The organism is Bacillus sp. DX3.1 (assembly GCF_030292155.1).
Lineage (GTDB): Bacteria > Bacillota > Bacilli > Bacillales > Bacillaceae_G > Bacillus_A.
Window position 1 is genome coordinate 547,128 of sequence record NZ_CP128153.1, and the last position, 15,849, is coordinate 562,976.

At 36.5% G+C, this 15,849-nt stretch carries 15 protein-coding genes; 11 read left to right on the forward strand and 4 right to left on the reverse strand.

The window, feature by feature from the left end; all coding sequences use genetic code 11:
* Window positions 1-37 precede the first annotated feature (37 nt).
* Window positions 38-1,165 carry a radical SAM/CxCxxxxC motif protein YfkAB gene (gene yfkAB / locus QRE67_RS02685; RefSeq protein ID WP_286123427.1) on the reverse strand — a complete coding sequence of 376 codons (1,128 nt, stop codon included), beginning with the start codon at window positions 1,163-1,165 and terminating at the stop codon, window positions 38-40.
* A gap of 257 nt (window positions 1,166-1,422) precedes the next feature.
* On the opposite strand from yfkAB, the gene QRE67_RS02690 reads away from it, so the two are divergent.
* The 9 genes from QRE67_RS02690 (at window position 1,423) to truA (ending at window position 10,189) form a co-directional block, all read left to right on the forward strand.
* Entirely contained in the window at window positions 1,423-1,605 is a 183-nt protein-coding gene (locus tag QRE67_RS02690) for an SE1561 family protein (RefSeq protein WP_002174720.1), read from the forward strand.
* Between the two features lie 190 nt (window positions 1,606-1,795).
* Entirely contained in the window at window positions 1,796-2,248 is a 453-nt protein-coding gene (locus QRE67_RS02695; RefSeq protein WP_286123428.1) for a hypothetical protein, read from the forward strand.
* On the forward strand, window positions 2,229-3,110 hold the full coding sequence (locus QRE67_RS02700) for a tetratricopeptide repeat protein (protein ID WP_286123429.1): 882 nt from the start codon (window positions 2,229-2,231) through the stop codon (window positions 3,108-3,110). Before QRE67_RS02695 ends, QRE67_RS02700 begins: the two co-directional genes overlap by 20 nt.
* A gap of 14 nt (window positions 3,111-3,124) precedes the next feature.
* Window positions 3,125-4,381 carry an AAA family ATPase gene (locus tag QRE67_RS02705; RefSeq protein WP_286123430.1) on the forward strand — a complete coding sequence of 419 codons (1,257 nt, stop codon included), beginning with the start codon at window positions 3,125-3,127 and terminating at the stop codon, window positions 4,379-4,381.
* Between the two features lie 111 nt (window positions 4,382-4,492).
* On the forward strand, window positions 4,493-6,016 hold the full coding sequence (fumA, locus tag QRE67_RS02710) for a class I fumarate hydratase (protein WP_286123431.1): 1,524 nt from the start codon (window positions 4,493-4,495) through the stop codon (window positions 6,014-6,016).
* A gap of 245 nt (window positions 6,017-6,261) precedes the next feature.
* A complete protein-coding gene (gene pdaA, locus QRE67_RS02715; RefSeq protein ID WP_286123432.1) occupies window positions 6,262-7,044 on the forward strand; it encodes a delta-lactam-biosynthetic de-N-acetylase in 783 nt (260 codons plus the stop codon).
* Between the two features lie 59 nt (window positions 7,045-7,103).
* Window positions 7,104-7,967, forward strand: a complete 864-nt coding sequence (locus tag QRE67_RS02720) for a DNA-3-methyladenine glycosylase family protein (protein WP_286123433.1) — start codon at window positions 7,104-7,106, stop codon at window positions 7,965-7,967.
* Between the two features lie 10 nt (window positions 7,968-7,977).
* Entirely contained in the window at window positions 7,978-9,357 is a 1,380-nt protein-coding gene (rlmD, locus tag QRE67_RS02725) for a 23S rRNA (uracil(1939)-C(5))-methyltransferase RlmD (protein ID WP_286123434.1), read from the forward strand.
* 94 nt (window positions 9,358-9,451) lie between these two features.
* A complete protein-coding gene (gene truA, locus QRE67_RS02730; protein ID WP_286123435.1) occupies window positions 9,452-10,189 on the forward strand; it encodes a tRNA pseudouridine(38-40) synthase TruA in 738 nt (245 codons plus the stop codon).
* Window positions 10,190-10,462: 273 nt separating this feature from the next.
* On the opposite strand, the gene QRE67_RS02735 is transcribed toward truA, so the two are convergent.
* The gene (locus QRE67_RS02735; RefSeq protein WP_286123436.1) at window positions 10,463-11,893 is read right to left on the reverse strand and encodes a sigma-54 interaction domain-containing protein; all 1,431 of its coding nucleotides are present in this window, start codon (window positions 11,891-11,893) and stop codon (window positions 10,463-10,465) included.
* A 532-nt stretch (window positions 11,894-12,425) separates the two neighbouring features.
* Between QRE67_RS02735 and QRE67_RS02740 the strand changes: the two genes are divergently transcribed.
* Together QRE67_RS02740 and QRE67_RS02745 are read left to right on the forward strand one after the other, a co-directional pair.
* The gene (locus QRE67_RS02740) at window positions 12,426-13,847 is read left to right on the forward strand and encodes an amino acid permease (protein WP_286123437.1); all 1,422 of its coding nucleotides are present in this window, start codon (window positions 12,426-12,428) and stop codon (window positions 13,845-13,847) included.
* Between the two features lie 294 nt (window positions 13,848-14,141).
* On the forward strand, window positions 14,142-14,300 hold the full coding sequence (locus QRE67_RS02745) for a hypothetical protein (RefSeq protein WP_080743487.1): 159 nt from the start codon (window positions 14,142-14,144) through the stop codon (window positions 14,298-14,300).
* A 21-nt stretch (window positions 14,301-14,321) separates the two neighbouring features.
* Here the strand turns inward: QRE67_RS02745 and QRE67_RS02750 are convergent, their stop codons facing one another.
* Window positions 14,322-14,663: a DUF3969 family protein gene (locus QRE67_RS02750; protein ID WP_286123438.1), complete on the reverse strand. Its 342-nt coding sequence runs from the start codon at window positions 14,661-14,663 to the stop codon at window positions 14,322-14,324.
* Window positions 14,664-14,879: 216 nt separating this feature from the next.
* On the reverse strand, window positions 14,880-15,809 hold the full coding sequence (glsA, locus tag QRE67_RS02755) for a glutaminase A (RefSeq protein ID WP_286123439.1): 930 nt from the start codon (window positions 15,807-15,809) through the stop codon (window positions 14,880-14,882).
* Between the last annotated feature and the right edge of the window lie 40 nt (window positions 15,810-15,849).

Sequence of the window (15,849 nt, forward strand, 5' to 3'; positions counted from 1 at the left end):
CTACAAAACGTCAGCGTATTCTGCTGACGTTTTGTAGTTAAATCGTAATATTTGTTTCTTTTGTTAAGAAATCCTCGGTTGGATAGTAGCTGTTTTTTACAAGAATATTTGGTCCGAGACATTTTACGGCTGGACAATGACAGCTTAATGATTGTGCTGTTTTTGAACTGCTCCATTTGTCATATGCTTCTTGCAATGTGTTTGTTTGTACGTTACCAAGCAATGGAATATCCCCAAAGTCTGTTACGATAATATTGCCATCAAAAATATTTACATTTAAACGAGAACGTCCATCTGGGTCATTACGAACTGTTACGTTTTTGCTTCCATGTAATTTTTGTAATGTAACCAAGTCACGTTCATCATCACTACATGCATAGAATGGCAATGTTCCAAATAGCATCCATACATTTTCATCGCGAATATGTAACAGATGCTCGATCGCACTTCGAATTTCATCTTTTGTTAAAATTTCAAGGTTGCTAGCGAAGTCACTTGGATACATTGGATGTACTTCATGGCGCTTACAGCCCATTTCTTCAACGATTTGACGATGAATGTGTTCAATATGTGGCAATGTACGCTTATTTAACATTGTTTCCGCAGAAACGAGAACACCTGCATCTGATAATGCTTTACTATTTGTAATCATTCGTTCAAATAGCTTAGCACGTTGTTCGTAGGTTGGCTTGCGCTCCATCATTGCAAATCCGCCTTCAACGAAATCATCAATCGTTCCCCAGTTATGTGAAATATGCAGTACATCTAAGTATGGAATAATTTGTTCGTAACGAGCTAAATCTATAGTTAGGTTTGAATTAATCTGAGTGCGAACGCCTCGTTCATGGGCATATTTTAAAAGTGGTGTCACATAGTTATCAACGGATTTTTTTGAAAGCATAGGTTCTCCGCCAGTAATACTTAAAGAACGTAAATGAGGAATCTCATCTAGTCGTTGTAATAAAAGCTCCATAGGAAGCGGATTTGGATCTTTCGGCTGTAATGTGTAACCAACAGCGCAATGCTCACAGCGCATATTGCATAATGTTGTCGTTGTAAACTCAACATTTGTTAATAGTAATTTGCCGTACTCTTCAAGGTCCATATACGCTTCCCATGGATCGTAAGAAGGAGTAATCGGCTTCATTGTTTGTGATATACTCATCTGAAATACTCCTTTGACTGTTGAAATAACAATTTGTCCATCCTCTATAATAGAAGAATATGGGCCTTTTATAAAGTGAAACTTTTTGTAACAAGAATTTCTTTATCCGCTCTTTTCATGTCAAAGGATAAAAAAAGTCTTACATTTCTATTTGTATATAGTTAAGTACTGTTGACAAAATTGATGAAAATTCATGCCCGTGACAATTGTTTTTGCGGTATAATAAAAGCAACTCGAATAAAAAGGAGAGTGCCTTCGTGGGAAAAGCAATTCAAGATAAAGATTCACAACTAGTATATTTAAAAGAACGTTTAAATATGTTCATAGAAGTAATTGATACAATTGAACCAGAAGAGGTAGAACTAGAAGATGTAGATCGCCTTCTTGCAATGTTAGATGAATTAGAACTGAAATGTGAGCAATTTAAAAAAGACGAATAATATATTTATATTAAAGCGGCTGCCAATCATGTCTTGGTAGCCGCTTTTTATATGGCGAAGCTGTCCCAAAAGGTCGTTAAAAACGACCTTTTGGGACAGTCTCCAAGAAAATCTGTTTTAGTTTTCTACTTTACAGTATAAATGGGCAGAAAAAATAGTTTATAATATGAAGGTGAAAAGGAGGAATTATATGGAATATCATTCGGTGGAGCCTGTATTACAAGGAAAACAAGCAAGAGAAACAAAAACGTACAATATTTACAATTTTTTTATTATCGGAATCATTTTTGGAATTATTCCAGTTATGATTTTAGGAACTTGCAATGCGATTTGGTTAAAAGAGTCTAAGCAGAAAATATACGGACTCTTTATAATAGGAATAATGACTTTATTAGCAATGTTCATCTGTGCTGCTTTAATTGGTAATATAGATGTGCTGAAGATTGTTTCTCGAATAGCTGCTGCAGTTGTAGCAGGTGCGTATATGTATGCAATGCGAGAGCGATTTCGAATTCATAGTTTAGTAAATGAAAGAGTAGAGTCATTACGATGGATAGGTTTTATCATTGGAATAATTGGTATCATGGCCCAAACGGCATTGTTAGTAGGAGGGGAGATGCTGTATGTCAACTTCACAGAGTGAAACGATGTTGTTGCAAGAGGCGCAGCATTATTACGGGATTGGTCATATTGAAAACGCACAGCAGAAATTAGAAACGCTGCTTTCTTATAATCCGCAGCATGCGGAAGCATTGTACAATTTAGGATGCTGCTATGCAGATTCAGAACAATATGATGAAGCGAAAGAGCTTTGCATATCAGCGTTGCAGCATGGTTATAAGCCAGAAGAAGTGTACTATACACTTGGACATATATATACATACACGAATGAACTTGAAAAAGCGGAGCAAAGCTTTTTGAATGTTCTGTATTCAGACCCTTCCCATGCGCAAGCAATGGTGAAATATGCATTTGTTTTATTAAAAACAGGCCATATTGAAAAAGCCAAACAATTCATACAAAAAGCAGCAGAAATTGACCCGAATCATCCTACGGTTCTTCATTATCAATTTGTTTTATTACTTGCAATAGGAACGAAACAAGAAATAGAGGAATCCTTAAAAGATAATTATTATGGATCAAATAACGAAGTTCATTTTTTAGTACAGTTAGGAGCCCATGCAGCAACAAGGAAGAGGTATAGGGAAGCATACAAATATTACCGACAAGCGTTTTTGTTGGCGCCTAATGATAAAGAATTACTTGAAATCTTAGAAGAAGCGGAAGAGCTGATTCATCCGATTTTCTTTCCGAATGTTCTCGTGAATAAAGTGGGTGGGCCGCTTATCTTTTGGGCAATATGTTTTGGAACATTAGGCTTATTCATCACATTAAATTGGGAAAATATGACGATGATCGGAATGCTATTTTATATCATCATTTGTATATGGAGCTGGCTATCTACACCGATGTACAAATTGTATAAAAAAATAAAAAGATCATGACGGGGGAGAACACGGTGAATAAAATAGATGTGTTAAAGCAAGTGTTAGCGCAAGATGAAGAAAACGGATCGATTTGGTATTTAATTGGAGTCGAGTATAAAGAACAAGGAGATATAGCAAATGCGCTGCAAGCTTTATCGAAAGCCCTTCAGTATGGTGATCAAGAATGGAAAGATAAAGTTGCCGCTGAATTGGGAGCTTTATCACAGGCGCTTACAAGTCCGAAAGAAACAATAGATGTAACAGAAGAGGGGAGCCATTTTGAAAAAAACGAGCATCACGTAATAGAGCGAGATCCGGAAAAGGAAAAACAGTTACATACAGCTTATGTAAACGAAAATGTGGAAGAAAATGTGATTCCGATGAACGTGCTTCAAGGCGGAAGAAGCAAGCAAAAACGTGAGCAAGACCAGATTACATTTGAGGATGTCGGCGGTTTGCATGATGTGAAAAAAGCGATTCAAATGAAAATTATTAAACCGTTTACTTCACCAGGATTATTTGAACGTTTTAAGAAAAAAGTTGGCGGCGGCATTTTATTATACGGTCCTCCTGGCTGCGGCAAAACATATATTGCAAAAGCAACTGCAGGGGAGTGCAGAGCACATTTTGCGACGATGAGCATTACCGATATTCTTGATCCGTATGTTGGCGTGAGTGAACAAAATGTACGGGAAATTTTTCGACATGCTCGTTCCCAAAAGCCATGTATTTTATTTTTAGATGAAATGGATGCGCTTGGATTTAACCGGAGCAAAGCGTCGGGACATCCGACACTAAGAACAGTTATAGATCAATTGTTAACAGAGATCGAAGGTATTGATACGAATACAGACAAACTATTGTTAATTGGTGCGACCAATATGCCGTGGGATATTGATCCTGCGTTTAAAAGACCGGGTCGTTTTGATAAAATGATTTTCGTTTCCCCACCTGATTTAGACGCACGGAGCAGTATTTTTCAAATTAAGCTGGCAGGAAAACCAATTTCAACAATAGATTACGATATGTTAGCTAAAGAAACAGAACTGTATTCCGGTGCTGACATTGAAAATGTAGTAGAGCTGGCCGTAGAAAATGTTTTAGGAGAAATTATGACAACAGGTGTGGAACGAACCGTTACAATGAAGGACTTAACCGATGCTATAGTAGAAACGAAGCCGTCTACGTTGGAGTGGTTCCGCACGATTAAAAATTATATTAAATATGCAAATGAGAGCGGTGCATACGATGATGTACAAGCGTATTTAAAAAGATATAAAAAAATATAATCCCTTTCAGATGCTATCGAAATAGAAGGAATATAGAAAAAAGGGTATAATCAAATTGTGAAAATTTTTTTTAGCGTTTTGGTAGCGTTCACAATTGAGGGGGAAGTAACAATGGAAAAGCTTCAAGAAAGCATGTATCAACTAATTGTTGAAACATCGACGAACTTACCGAAGGATGTTCGCCGTGCAATTCAACGAGCAAAAGAGCGAGAAAGTGCAGGGACTCGTTCTGCGATGGCACTTGGCACCATTACAAACAATATTAAAATGGCAGATGATAATATCTCGCCAATTTGCCAGGATACAGGGATGCCAACTTTCAAAATTTACACACCAGTTGGCATAAATCAATTACACATAAAAGAAGCTATTTATGGTGCGCTTGAGCAAGCGACAAAAAACGGAAAACTTCGTCCGAACTCTGTTGATTCACTTTTTGGCGACAATAGTGGGAACAACTTAGGACCAGGTACACCAGTTATTAAGTTTGAACAGTGGGAGAAAGACTATATTGATGCTCGTTTAATTTTAAAAGGTGGTGGCTGTGAGAATAAAAACATTCAGTACAGCTTACCTTGCGAACTAGAAGGACTTGGACGAGCGGGCCGTGATTTAGAAGGGATTCGTAAATGTCTTCTTCACGCGGTATATCAAGCACAAGGACAAGGGTGTAGTGCAGGTGTAATCGGAGTCGGTATCGGGGGAGACCGTACATCAGGTTATGAGCTAGCAAAAAATCAATTATTCCGTACATTGGATGATGTAAATCCAATTCCAGAATTAGAGAAGCTTGAAGACTACGTATTAGAGAACGCCAATAAGCTTGGTATTGGAACAATGGGCTTTGGCGGCGAAACGACTTTACTTGGTTGTAAAATCGGCGTATACAATCGTCTGCCAGCTAGTTTCTATGTGTCTGTTGCATACAATTGTTGGGCATATCGCCGCTTAGGTGTAAACATTCATCCGGAAACAGGTGAAATCATCGATTGGTTGTATCAAGAAGGTGAAGATACACTGGAGCAAGAAGCACAGCAAGAAAAAAATGAACAACGTGAAATTGTACTGCAAGCACCAATTACAGAAGAGCAAATTCGTGAGCTTCGCGTTGGTGATGTTGTTACAATTAACGGAATGATGTATACAGGCCGTGATGCAATTCATAAACACTTAATGGATAACGATTGTCCTGTAGATTTAAATGGACAAGTCATTTATCACTGTGGTCCAGTTGTTGTTAAAGATGAAAATGAAAATTGGAAAATTAAAGCTGCAGGTCCAACGACAAGTATTCGTGAAGAGCCATACCAAGGCGATATTATGAAAAAGTTTGGTATTCGTGCGGTCATCGGTAAAGGCGGCATGGGTGCGAAAACATTAGCTGCACTTCAGGAGCATGGCGGTGTATATTTAAATGCGATCGGCGGTGCCGCGCAGTATTATGCGGAATGTATTAAAGAAGTAAAAGACGTAGACTTTTTACAATTTGGTATTCCAGAAGCAATGTGGCATTTACGTATTGATGGATTTAAAGCAGTTGTAACGATGGATTCACACGGTAAAAGCTTACATGCCGATGTCGATAAAACTTCACTTGAAAAATTAGCAGAGTTTAAAGAACCGGTATTTAAATAAAATGAAACTTTGATTAGTGTTTCTTCATCCCCACTAATCATTAGCCCTCACGTAATTTCTTTGCTGCTTGCAGAATTTTGGGGTGAGGGTATTACTGCACGTGAATGCGGGCTAAGTAGAAAAATGCATCTCGAATGATTCGAGGTGCATTTTTCTTTGGTATATATGGAAAAACATGTTCAGCATGAAACAAATATTGAAAACAGAAACTACAGGTACGATTATATATGGAAAGGAGACTATTTATGAAGCATAAATGGTTATATATAGGTCTCATTTTTTCAATTATGATGGCATTTGTTCCGGCTTCTGTATTTGCTTATACAAACACACCAAATCACTGGGGAATTCCGCGGGCGAAAGATGAAACGCCACCAGATGCTGGAAAGAGGTTTACTGACTTACTACGTAACAACGGTGGTTTTTATCTAGGGGACATGAAGAAAAAGGACATATATTTAACATTTGATAACGGATATGAAAATGGATATACTGGAAAAATCTTAGACGTATTAAAAGAAAAGAAAGTACCAGCAACTTTTTTTGTGACAGGACATTATATAAAAGGACAAAAAGATTTATTAAAAAGAATGGTAAACGAAGGACATATTATTGGGAATCATTCACAGACACATCCAGATTTCACAACAGTAAATGATGCTAAACTTCGTGAAGAGTTGCAAAGTGTAACAGATGAAATTAAGAATGTAACCGGACAAAAGGAAGTAAAATATTTACGTCCACCACGTGGGATCTTCAGTGAACGTACATTGGCATTAGCAAAAGATATGGGGTATTATAATGTATTTTGGTCACTTGCTTTTATTGATTGGAAGATAGATCAACAACGAGGCTGGCAGTATGCTCACAATAATGTAATGAATATGATTCATCCAGGGGCAATTATTTTATTACACGCAGTATCAAAAGATAATACAGAAGCACTTGCAAAAATCATTGATGATTTACGAGAGAAAGGGTATCATTTTAAAAGCCTAGATGATTTCGTAAAAAGCAATCAACCGTAAGCATGTATGCTTACGGTTTTCTCATGCTATAATGATGTGTAAAAAGGATGGGGAAATGTATGTGGAGCGAGCATGTTACGTTAGAATATCCATATCATTTTGACGAAGTGTTAAGGCGGCTATCTTTTGATCCGTTGAATGCTGTGAATTTAGAAGATAAAACAATTCAAGTCCCACTCATCGTAGATGGAGAACATATTGTTGTACGCGTGCAAGGGATTGGCACGCTTGAAAAGCCACAATTTTGGATTTCAAGCCAGATGGGTGAGCAAGAGCAAATTATGAAACGTATTCATTCAATTTTTCAATGGAATCAATCCTTTCATGATATGCAAAACCATTTTATAAACACATCATTACGTCCGCTTTTCGAAACATTTGCATATACACCACTTATTTTAGAGTTTGACTATTTTGCCTGCCTTCTTCGCTGTATTATTCATCAACAAGTCCATTTGAAATTTGCAACTACACTTACAGAACAATTTGTAAAAAGGTATGGAACAGAGAAGAATGGCGTTTTCTTTTTTCCAACACCTGAAAGGGTAGCAAATATTACAGTAGAAGAATTGCGAAATCAAAAGTTTAGTCAGCGAAAGGCTGAATACATCGTTGGACTTGCGAAACATATTGCGGAAGGTAAGTTACATTTAGAAGAACTAGAGGCAAAAACAGACCAAGAAGTAACAGCACAGCTATTGCCACTGCGAGGCATCGGTGCATGGACGGTACAAAACTTCTTACTGTTTGGGCTAGGGCGTCAAAATATGTTTCCGAAAGCAGATATCGGGCTTCAGCGTGCACTTCAAGGATTATTTCAATTAGAGAATAAACCGGATGACGCATTTTTAGAACAAATGAAACAAGAGTGTGAACCATACTGCAGTTATGCAGCGTTATATTTATGGAAAAGTATAGAGTAGAGGTGTAACAATGATACAAAAACAACATGAGAGTAAGTTGGAAGTTGGTCAAACGTTTCCTGTGACAATTAAACGTCTTGGGATTAACGGAGAGGGCGTTGGTTATTTCAAGAGACAAGTTGTCTTCATTCCAGGGGCATTACCAGGAGAGGAAGTAGTTGCAGAAACAACTAAAATTCAGCGTGGTTTTGCTGAAGCGAAAGTGAAAAAAATCCGTAAAGCGTCACCACATCGCGTAAAACCGCCATGTCCTGTATACGATGAATGCGGCGGTTGTCAGTTGCAACATTTAGCGTATCAAGAGCAATTGAATCAAAAGCGTGATATTGTTGTACAGGCATTTGAAAAGTATATGAACGGAAGTATGGAAGCGGATATTCGTCCGACACTTGGCATGGGAGATCCGTGGCATTATCGCAATAAAAGTCAATTGCAAGTAGGACGTAAAGACGAAAAGGTTATTACAGGATTATACAAACAAAACTCACATCAATTAATTGATATTTCTCATTGTATGATTCAGCATAAAGCAACGAACGAAGCAACAAAAGTTGTAAGACGTATATTAGAAAAACTGAACATTTCTATTTACAATGAGAAAAAACAAAAAGGTCTTGTACGTACAATTGTGACACGTGCTGCGGTTCAAACAGGGGAAGTACAAGTCACATTAATTACAACAAAAGAAGAACTGCCAAATAAAGATCAATTTATCGCAGAAGTACAAAAACAGATGCCAACTGTAAAATCGATTATGCAAAACGTGAACTGGCGTAAAACATCTGTTATTTTCGGTGATAAAACATTCCGTTTAGCTGGGAAAGAAGTCATTCAAGAAACACTTGGTGATTTATCATTTGAATTATCAGCACGCGCTTTCTTCCAGTTGAATCCAGAACAAACGGTTGTTTTATATAATGAAGCGAAAAAGGCTGCTGCGTTAACAGGTACAGAAAAAATTGTTGATGCATATTGCGGCGTTGGTACAATTGGACTTTGGCTTGCGAATGATGCAGCGGAAGTACGCGGCATGGATGTAATTCCAGAAGCGATTGAAGATGCGAAGAAAAATGCGAAGCGTCATGGCTTTACAAACACGAAGTATGAAGCTGGAAAAGCAGAACAATGGTTACCGAAATGGGTAAAAGAAGGATGGCGTCCAGACGTAATCGTGGTTGATCCACCGCGTACAGGTTGTGATGACAAATTACTCGAAACGATTTTAAAAGTGAAACCGAAACAAGTTGTTTACGTTTCTTGTAATCCTTCATCATTAGCACGTGATGTGAAAGCATTGATGCAGAGCTATGAAGTGGAATATGTGCAGCCGGTTGATATGTTCCCGCATACGGCGCATGTTGAGAATGTAGTTAAGCTTGTTAGAAAATAAACTACCTTGAAATAATAGGATCTGTTCCCTCATACAGCAGGAGTCTGTGTGAGGGATTGTATTTTATTCAGCCAATGAAAGTAAGGAGAATACAATGAACAATTATAAATTGACGATTCAATATGATGGTGGACGCTATAAGGGATGGCAAAGACTTGGTAATAACGATAATACCATTCAAGGAAAAATTGAAAGTGTATTATCAGAAATGGTCGGAAGAGATATCGAAATTATCGGTTGCAGCAGAACAGATGCTGGTGTACACGCTCTTAACCAAGTAGCTAATTTTATGATTGAGGAGAATTTGACGGAACCTAAAGTTAAAAAGTATTTAAATCAATACTTGCCAAACGATATTAGTATTACTGATGTGAAGCTAGTTCCAGAGCGTTTTCATGCTCGCTATAATTCTAAAGCGAAAACGTATTCATATAAGATTTGGAATGAGGAACATACAAATCCATTTATGCGTAAATATAGCATGCATGTTGAGAAAAAGTTAAATATTGAAAGCATGAAAAAAGCAGCGCAATATTTAATCGGTTCACATGATTTTACTGCTTTTTCAAACGCTAAATCTAAGAAGAAGTCTATGGTTCGAGAAGTATATATGCTCGATATAGTAGAAAATGAAGGTTTCATCCAAATTAGAGTGAGCGGAAACGGATTTCTTCACAATATGGTGAGAAAGATCGTTGGAGCGTTAGTAGAAGTTGGCTTAGGTCAGTTAGATGCTAACGCAATACCACAAATTTTAGAGGCGAAACAACGAAACCAAATCAATTGTCTTGCTGATGCAAGTGGGTTGTATTTGGAGAAGGTTGATTTTTAGACAAACAGATGTAATTTATCCCGCATTAACGGGCAGTAAAACCCTCACTGATTAAAGTTTCACTTTATGTTGTAAACTCACTAGCATCCCATATGTTCCTACATACACTTTGGACATGTAGAAAATGTTGTGCGGTTGGTGTAGATAGAAGCTAAATCAAAAAGAAAGAGTTAATAACTCTTTCTTTTTTTTGTTTGTGCTTATAGAAACTGTAAAGAAATCAAGGTGATGTATATGTTTGATGCATACAAGTTGTGATGGAGTCATGATAAATCAATAATCTTGATAACTATTTAAATTATATTTTTTTAGTCGATATTGTAGGTTTTGCCTACTCAAGCCTAAAAACTTTGCTGTTTGTGAGATATTACCTTTATTTTCTTTCAGAACTTGATTAATGTATTCTTTTTCCATTTCTTTTATTGTATGCTTTAAAGTTTTAGACGTATCATTGGTAGCATCATTTGCATCCCGCCTCATTAGAGGGGGATGAATGTTGAATTCACTTTTGGTTAGTTCATAAAAACGTGTTGGAATATGGCGTGTTGTAATGATTTCCTCATCTTCTATTAAGTTCATAGAGCCTTCAATCATGTGTTCCAACTCTCTTATATTTCCAGGCCAATCGTGTTTATAGAAAAACTCTCTTACGTTATGATCCACACCTTTTACTTTTAAGCCAAATTGGGTATTATACTTTTCAATAAAACAATGAAGAAGAGTTAAGATATCTTCTTTTCTCTCTCTTAAAGGTGGAAGAAATAAAGTAACAACGCTTAATCTATAGTATAGGTCTTTCCTTAATCGATTGTGTGTAATAGCTTCAACAGGATCTTCATTAATGGTTGCTATGATTCGGACATCTACTTCTTTTTCTTGTGCTCCTCCGATTCTTCGTATTGTTTTATCTTGTATAGCACGCAGTAATTTAGCTTGAAGAGCTGCACTTAATGAGTTAATTTCATCTAATAATAAAGTCCCTCCATTTGCTTCTTCAAATAAACCTGGTTTATCTATTGCACCTGTAAAAGCACCTTTGTTCGTGCCAAATAATAGGCTTTCCATTAGGGTTTCTGGTATAGCAGCACAGTTTTGCGAGATAAAAAGATTTGCTGAACGATGACTTTCATTATGAATGCTTTGTGCAAATAATTCTTTACCAGTTCCCGTTTCTCCCACGATAAGTATGGAGGAAGAGGTACGTGTTACTTTTTTTGCTTCTGTAATGATGGATTGAATTGCCCTAGAATTACCTATTATATGATTAAAGGTAAACTTAGTATTTTGTTTTCGAGGAACATTTGTTTTAATCGGTTGCTTTAATTGGGTAATATCTTTTGAAATCTCAATAGCACCTTTAATTTTTCCATTTTCTATTATGGGGAAGGTATCATTAATTGTCGTAATCTCTTTTCCTTTATTATTAAAATAAGTTTGTTTTATGTTTTTTTTTGTTTTTCCAAGTTTTAGTGCCTCTATGAGAGTACTGCTTTTGTTCTCTTCAAATGCAAATACCTCTAAAGGATTTTTATGTAATACATCCCTACAATCCATTGATTCAATTTCCATCATTTTGCGATTATAGATTATCGTTTTACTTTCTTCATTAATAATGTGAATTCCAATATCAATTTCATTGAGTAAAGTTTCATATAGCATATTCATTTCAACTAATTTTTTGAAATTGATTTCTTTTGTATGCATGTACCATCTTCTCCTCGTTATATCTTATGAAGACTGACTTTTTATAATTTTATTAAAATTCTTATAAAATAGCAAAAATTTTTGCGCTTTTACTATTGAAAATTTTAAAATGATAGAAAAATTTTGCACTTATTAAGATCTTTTTCGCACGAACTCCTAATTTTACATAGGAATTGAGGTTGGTATGTATCTTGCATTAATAGTAGTGGAAAGCTTTAAGTTTAAAGATTAGGGGTGAGTTGAAAGTTTTATCCCGCTATTCGGGGGGCAGTAATCCCCCGGTTGGTGAGGGCTAATAATCAGTGGGGGATGAAGAAAATCCCCACTGATTAAAGTTTCACTTTATGTTAATGCCAAGCAAATCATAAGAAAGTTTAAGAATTGATTATTGCGTTACGGTTTATTTCCGGTTTGTAGTAACAATGAAATACAAATGTACGCTATTATTTTTTATATTTTAAATTTCTTTTTTAGATTAATTTTTAAAGCGTTTACATTTATATGTTCTTGCAAAACCAAAAGGGGGATTTATATGACGAATCAAAATCAGGAATTAAAACGGGAGTTGAAAAGTCGACATTTATTTATGATTGCACTTGGAGGGGTTATTGGTACCGGACTTTTCTTAGGATCCGGTTATACAATCCATGAAGCTGGGCCGGGCGGGGCACTTGTAGCGTATCTTGTTGGGGGATTTGTTATGTATTTAACAATGCTCTGCCTTGGGGAATTGGCTGTTGCTATGCCTGATGCAGGATCCTATCAAACGTATGCTACAAATCATATTTCGCCTGCAGTAGGTTACGTAGTGGGGTGGATGTCATGGTTAAACTGGTCTGCTACGATAGGGATTGAACTGATTGCAGTTAGTATCTTAATGAAACGCTGGTTTCCAGATGTATCATCTTGGATCTGGTGCGTAGTTTTTGCAGTGCTTCTTTTTGCTATTAATGCATTATCCTCACGGAGTTTTGCAGAGGTTGAGTTTTGGTTTGCAAGTATTAAAGTAATTACGATTATCGCATTTATTATTTTAGGCGGGGCAGCTATGTTTGGATTCCTAGATATGAAAGGAAATGAAACAGCACCAATGCTTTCTAACTTTACTGATCACGGGGGACTGTTTCCAAATGGGCTAACAGCTATTTTAATTACAATGATTGCCGTCAACTTTTCCTTCCAGGGAACAGAACTAGTTGGTATTGCGGCTGGAGAGAGTGAAAATCCGGAGAAAACAATTCCAAAAGCAATTAATAATACAGTTTGGCGTATATTAGTTTTCTTTGTACTTTCTATTTTTATACTTGCTGGGTTATTCCCTTGGCAACAAGCAGGAGTAGTAGAAAGTCCATTCGTAGTTGTATTTGATAAAATTGGTATTCCTTATGCAGCAGATGTTATAAACTTCGTTATTATCACAGCGGTATTATCAGTAGCAAATTCTGGCTTATATGCAACTTCTCGTATGCTTTGGTCTATGTCGAATCAAGGAATGATTAGTCCGATTTTTGGTAAGTTGTCCAAAAATGGTGTTCCAATTTATGCATTGATTGTAAGTACCATTGTTGGCTGTCTCTCTTTATTATGTGGTATATATGCAGAGGATACAGTTTATTTATGGCTGCTTTCTATTGCAGGATTTGGTGCAATACTGGTCTGGGCATCTATTGCTTTATCGAATCTTCTCGCTAGAAGAACGTACTTAAAGCAGGGCGGGGATATTAAGGATTTGAAATTTAAAACGCCGTTGTATCCGTATGTTCCGCTTCTTGCTTTTCTATTAAATATGACCGTAATTGTGAGTATGGCATTTATTCCAGAACAACGCATGGCATTGTATTGTGGTATTCCATTTATGATTGTTTGCTTACTGTTTTACCGTGTTACAAAAAATAAGAAAAGAAAAATGGAACATACTGAAAAAACGAATACAACAGAAGCGCAAAATTTATGATGAAATTTCAGGTGGGATTTTTATTCCTAGAAATAATTTTTTAAGATTTGAATAAAAATGAGTTGTTGTGTAGTCAGATAGAATTCTACAAAATCAACTGGAGTGAACCAATCGTATTTTCATGTAGAACATAGCGGGTGCGTTACTTATTCTCATTGGAATCGATCAATTATTGTAAAATAAGACCAAAACCAATCTTCGAGTATTTCCCAGGAAAACCAACAAAAACTTGTATATGTCGACAGGCTTTCATTCATACTAACAATGATTTCTTTTAAAGAAAGGGGTATGGACATGGGACGTGGTAAAGCTTTCGATCATAAGAAAAAGGGTCACGATCATCAACCACCAAAAGGTGCTCACATTCATAAAGATGTGAATGAGCATACGTTAGAAGAGGAAGAATTGCCTGTTAACATTGAAACGTATAAAAATAGTTTGAAAAAGCATTAAAGCACCTAATATAGGTGCTTTTTAGCGTATATCCTCGATTAGTTGTTCGGTTTCTTCATACATTCCGTATTCACTTAATACTTGAATACATAGCCACTTTAGTTCTTCAATACTCGGTTCAATTTCTTCTGGAATTACATGCTGGATATCTTCAAGTCCAATGCCAAAGTGAATGAGTTCAAGTACTTGGTCGTCAATATTTCGATCCATTAATAATTCTAATACTTCTAGATTGAATATGTATCGATAAGCCTCATCGAGTGAAACGACTTTCAGTTTTAAGCTTTCTACAATACCGAGTATAAAAAGAAGAATCGTTTTTTCAAGAACAGGTTTTTCCTCCATTTGAAAAATTAGCTTCATTTGTATTTGCACCTCCACAGTATAGCGCTAGGTTGTACTATACTATTCGGATAGGTGTAGCGAATATGCATAATAAGGTGAAACTTTTCTTAGTAGGGGACTTCATCCCCCGCTGAAAAGTAGCCCTGACCAATCGGGCTTTTATCCTGAACGGACAGGCAATAAGAGTTCAATTGTTTTGAGCGAAAGAAAAAGCGTCATCATGACGCTTCTTTTCTAAAAAATACTCCATCCTTCTTGCGCAGAAAGTAGTTCTAATAGTTTAAAGCCAGCGATACTATTTCCGTTTGCGTCTAAAGCTGGTCCGAAAATACCGATACCTATTTCACCTTTTACACAGCCAAAAATCCCACCAGATACACCACTTTTTGCAGGAATTCCAACGCGAATTGCAAACTCACCAGATTCGTTGTACATGCCGCATGTTACCATAAATGTTTTACAAATTTTTGTGATGTGTTCTGGGATAATTTGTTTTTTCTGATACGGGTCGTAACCGTCCATTGCAAAAATTAAACCGATGCGTGCTAAGTCAATACAATTTACTTCAATTGCACATTGACGTGTGTATAAGTCCATTAGTTCTTCGATATCTCCATCGATAATGCCATTTTGCTTCATATAGTAACAAAGAGAACGGTTTAAGAAAGCAGTTTCTAGTTCAGAAATGGCAACTTTTGAAGAGTAATTAATTGAAGGGTTGTCTGTAATATCACGTACAAAGCGGAGAATGCGTTCCATCTTTTCTTCATTACTATCTCCTGTAATCATACTTGTAACTGCTAATGCACCTGCGTTAATCATCGGATTAAGTGGTTTAGAAGAGCTTGTTGTTTCTAATTTAATAATAGAGTTGAATGGATCACCAGTTGGCTCCATTCCGACTTTAGAAAATAAATATTCTTCACCACGGTCTAGAAGGGCAAGAGCAAGTGTAATTACTTTTGAAATGCTTTGAAGAGTAAAGGGTGTTTGTGAGCTGCCAGCATGGACATAATCCTTATCTTTATGATAAATAGCAATCCCTAAATCGTCTGGATTTGCATTTCCTAGTTCGGGGATATAAGTAGCAAGTTTACCTTTTTGTGTGTATGGTTTTACTTTGTTTAACAACTGTTGTAAGTTGTTTGTCTCGACGCACTGCATAGTACCAACGCTCCTATTTCTTTATCACTAAGTGTACTGT